The sequence below is a fragment of the Paraburkholderia sediminicola genome, from assembly GCF_046027825.1.
GTDB classification, from domain to species: domain Bacteria; phylum Pseudomonadota; class Gammaproteobacteria; order Burkholderiales; family Burkholderiaceae; genus Paraburkholderia; species Paraburkholderia sediminicola_D.
The window spans coordinates 1-3,328 of sequence record NZ_JAQQDU010000203.1 but is presented as its reverse complement, the minus strand read 5'-3'; the positions used below and the strand labels follow the sequence as shown (position 1 = coordinate 3,328).

Sequence of the window (3,328 nt, the reverse complement as noted above, 5' to 3'; positions counted from 1 at the left end):
TCTACGGACGTTGGCCCACGCTTTCACGCGGACGTTCGAACGTCGGCTTCCTCCCAGACACCGGACCTTCGTGCGCGGATCATATCAGTTGCGTTGTCGGCCACAGCCGTCATGCGCGCCGAATCCTAAGCAAAGACGAATCGGCTTTCGGACGTTATTTACGGTTGCACGCTACACGGTCAATCCCGAGGGGCAAAGCGCGCAGGGGCAGTCATGGCCTGAACTAGCTATTGAGGCCGTCAAGCTTAGCGGTTACACGCTGGAGCAGTTTCTTCCGGGGCCACGGAACGCGCCGATCTCCGTTTTACCATCAACAATCGCCACTCGTGTTTCTGGGCATGCTCAGCTCGTCAACCGTCAGAAGACGCCCGTCATCTGACGCCCTTAGCTGCTTCCCTCTTCGATACCCTTGCGCAGCAAAGCGCCCGAAATCGCCGAGAGTGCATCAGCAAGCCGTCTTACCGTCTCCGGGGGTGGTAGGGGCAACTTGAGGCTGCGTGCGCCTGTGGCAGGGTCGCGTTCGACCCACGGGTGGGCGACGCCGGCCCCATCGGCCGACGCGCTCAGCGCTGATACCAGTTCCACGCCGAACTGCAGCAAACCGGACCAGGGCTCAGGACTCACGTCTTGGGGCGCTGCTTCGATGACAGTGGCTTTTGGTCGGGTCCCGGCAAGGACGATGTTGGTTTCCAAGGTCGTCGCGTTTTCCTTCAATTCGCCGGATGCAGCAGCGACATTAACCGCCTCTTCCATCGGGGCCATTGCCTCGCCCTCGCCCATACGGCCTGTGACGTTTTCCACGTCCTTCATGAAGCGGTTGAGACGCGAGCCCCCGAGCGAAATCTCGGCTGCGCCGCCGTCGAGGATGCCCGCGGACAGGGAGCGCTTAAAAGCCAGCACCGACAGCATGCCCTCTTCGATCGTTCCTTTGGCAACGTAGTTGACGATTTGTACGGGCTTCCGCTGCCCCATGCGGTGAACACGCGCGATACGCTGCTCAAGCACCGCCGGATTCCACGGCAGATCCATGTTCACGAGCGTCGAGGCGTGTTGCAGGTTGAGTCCCGTGCTGCCCGCGTCCGTCGACAGGAAGACACGGCAGTCCGCATCGCTGCGGAAACGCTCTACCAGCGCAGGCCTCTTTTCCGATGGCACGCCGCCGTGGAAGCTAACGTACCCGATGCCGAGTTTCTTGAGCCGGCGAATGACGATTTCATGAGTCCGCGTCCATTGGCTGAAAACCACCGCTTTCGCTTCCGGCTGGACGAAGAGACCCTCAAACAACGCCGCCAACTCGTCAGCCTTGACGCCATGGTCAGTTTCCTGGTCCAGGAGATAGGTGCTGTTGCACGACATGCGCATGTTCTGCAAGGCGCAGGTGAGTCGTCGCTGGTCCTGGTCAGACAGAAACTTCGTTTTGCGCCAGCGCTGGACAATTTTGGCCACGGTGTCCGCGTTCTCCGTGTGATGAGCCATCTGCATCTCGGTCATCGGCACCAGTAGGTTCTGGTCGGTACGGTTCGGCAACTGGAGCAGCACCTCGGACTTGCGCCGGCGGATCATGATCGGCGCCAAGCTCTCACCGATCTTCTCAAGTCTGGTGTAACCCGTCACACGTCCGGCTTCATCCTTAAGCTGGTGCTCATGCAGCAGCTTCCAGGTGGGTCCGAGACGATGCTGGTCGACGAACTGGACGATGGAAACGAGTTCTTCCAGCTTGTTTTCGAGTGGTGTGCCCGTCAGCACAACGGCATAGGGACTGTCGATGCGCTTGAGTGCTTTCGCCGCGATGGTGTTCCAGTTCTTGATGCGCTGTGCTTCGTCCACGATCACAAGCTCAGGTGCCCATGCGGAGATCAGGTCAAGGTCGGATTTCAGCTTCTCGTAGTTGGTGATCTTGCAGAAATCTTCCTCGGCGTATTCGTTCTGCCTCTGCACGAGGCCTCCAGCGACCACTCGCGACGCGCGGCCGGAGAAGCGAAGAATCTCGCTCTGCCACTGATACTTGAGCGACGTCGGGCAGACCACGAGTACCTTCGACACCCCGAAATGCCGCGCCAGAATCTCCGTTGCCGCAATAGCCTGAATGGTCTTTCCCAAGCCCATTTCGTCGCCGATCAAAGTACGCCCGGCGCGCACTGCAAACAACGCGCCTTCGGCCTGATAGGGGTAGAGCGGCGCCTTGAGTAGCTTCTTCAGTAGAGGGTCGGCAGCACCACGCGGGAACAAGTTGTCCAGCGCCGCGCCGCGCCGCGACGCATCCCTCCGGCCTGCGACGAAATTGAGCGCGTCGTCGTAGGCGTGCAATTCGTGACCTGTCTTCGCCGCATTGGCGAGAAAACGTCCCAGTTCGTTGAAACGAACCTCCGGTAACCGCCAACCATGAGATACGTCAAACAACGCCGCGGCGGCCTTCGCCACCCCCGCCGGACAATCTGTACCGGCGCGAAAATGGATCGTTCGCTCACCGTCGTTGCGCAGATACAGTTCCGAAAATGCAGGCTGGAAGCCGCGGGCAAAAGCCGCCTTGGCACCGCGTTTTTTTACCAGTCTGGCGAGCGTGAATTCGATATGCTTGCAGGTACCCAATTCGTTGGTCGCATAGTCAGGACAGGCACAGAAGTTTTCTCCCGGCCGTGTCCCGCGGATCGCCACACGATAATTGGATTTCGACTCCGGATTGCCGACGCGAAACTCGGAGAAAAACGGCTCCGTCCCGAGATTCTCCAGCCCGAACACCTGCTCGCGCCCAAATTGCCGGCGCAAAGCGCGCTGCCAATCGGCGGGAGACATGTGATCCGGGGCGTGAGTACGAGAAAGCTTCGGGGCTTCAGCCGCCTTGGCAACATTGCGCTTGCGTTTCATAACTTCCGCATAATCATGGGTTGATAGATACCTAGCTTGTCGACTCCGCATCCCCGGCATATTTCTTCGTGCGCAACTCTTCGAGCACTTTGTCCCTCAGCTTCCACGCATCACCTTTGATGCCGACTATCAGTTCCGCCCAGGGAGCGCCAGGCCGCAAGTTCCCTCCACCGTTACCACACTGCGTGGGTGCCGGTGTCGCTCAGCGGTGCCGGTCCTGGAGTTGCTATGCGCTAACGCCGCACCGTCGAAGCATCCTGTCCTTAGAGAATCTAACGAGGCTCCGCCTCAGATCCATGAGTGGTATTGGTGACTGCGTGACGCTCGGGGTGTAGCGTAGCCTCGCGCGCCCCGGCTCGGACAAGCCCAGAGACGTACGAGCTCGAAGCTCAATGGGGTCCGAATACCCGTGGACGACCGGACCCATACATGACGCTATCACAGAGTGTGTGCGATGTTCTAG

At 59.7% G+C, this 3,328-nt stretch carries 2 protein-coding genes; one reads left to right on the top strand and one right to left on the bottom strand.

The genetic code is table 11. The annotated features are described in order from the left end of the window. The coding region (locus tag PQQ96_RS41800) for a cyclin family protein (RefSeq protein WP_408303235.1) at positions 1–379 on the top strand (379 nt) is incomplete at its 5' end. 5 nt (positions 380–384) lie between these two features. Here PQQ96_RS41800 and PQQ96_RS41795 read toward each other — a convergent pair. Beyond that, a complete protein-coding gene (locus PQQ96_RS41795; RefSeq protein WP_408303233.1) occupies positions 385–2,865 on the bottom strand; it encodes a DEAD/DEAH box helicase in 2,481 nt (826 codons plus the stop codon). Positions 2,866–3,328 lie beyond the last annotated feature (463 nt).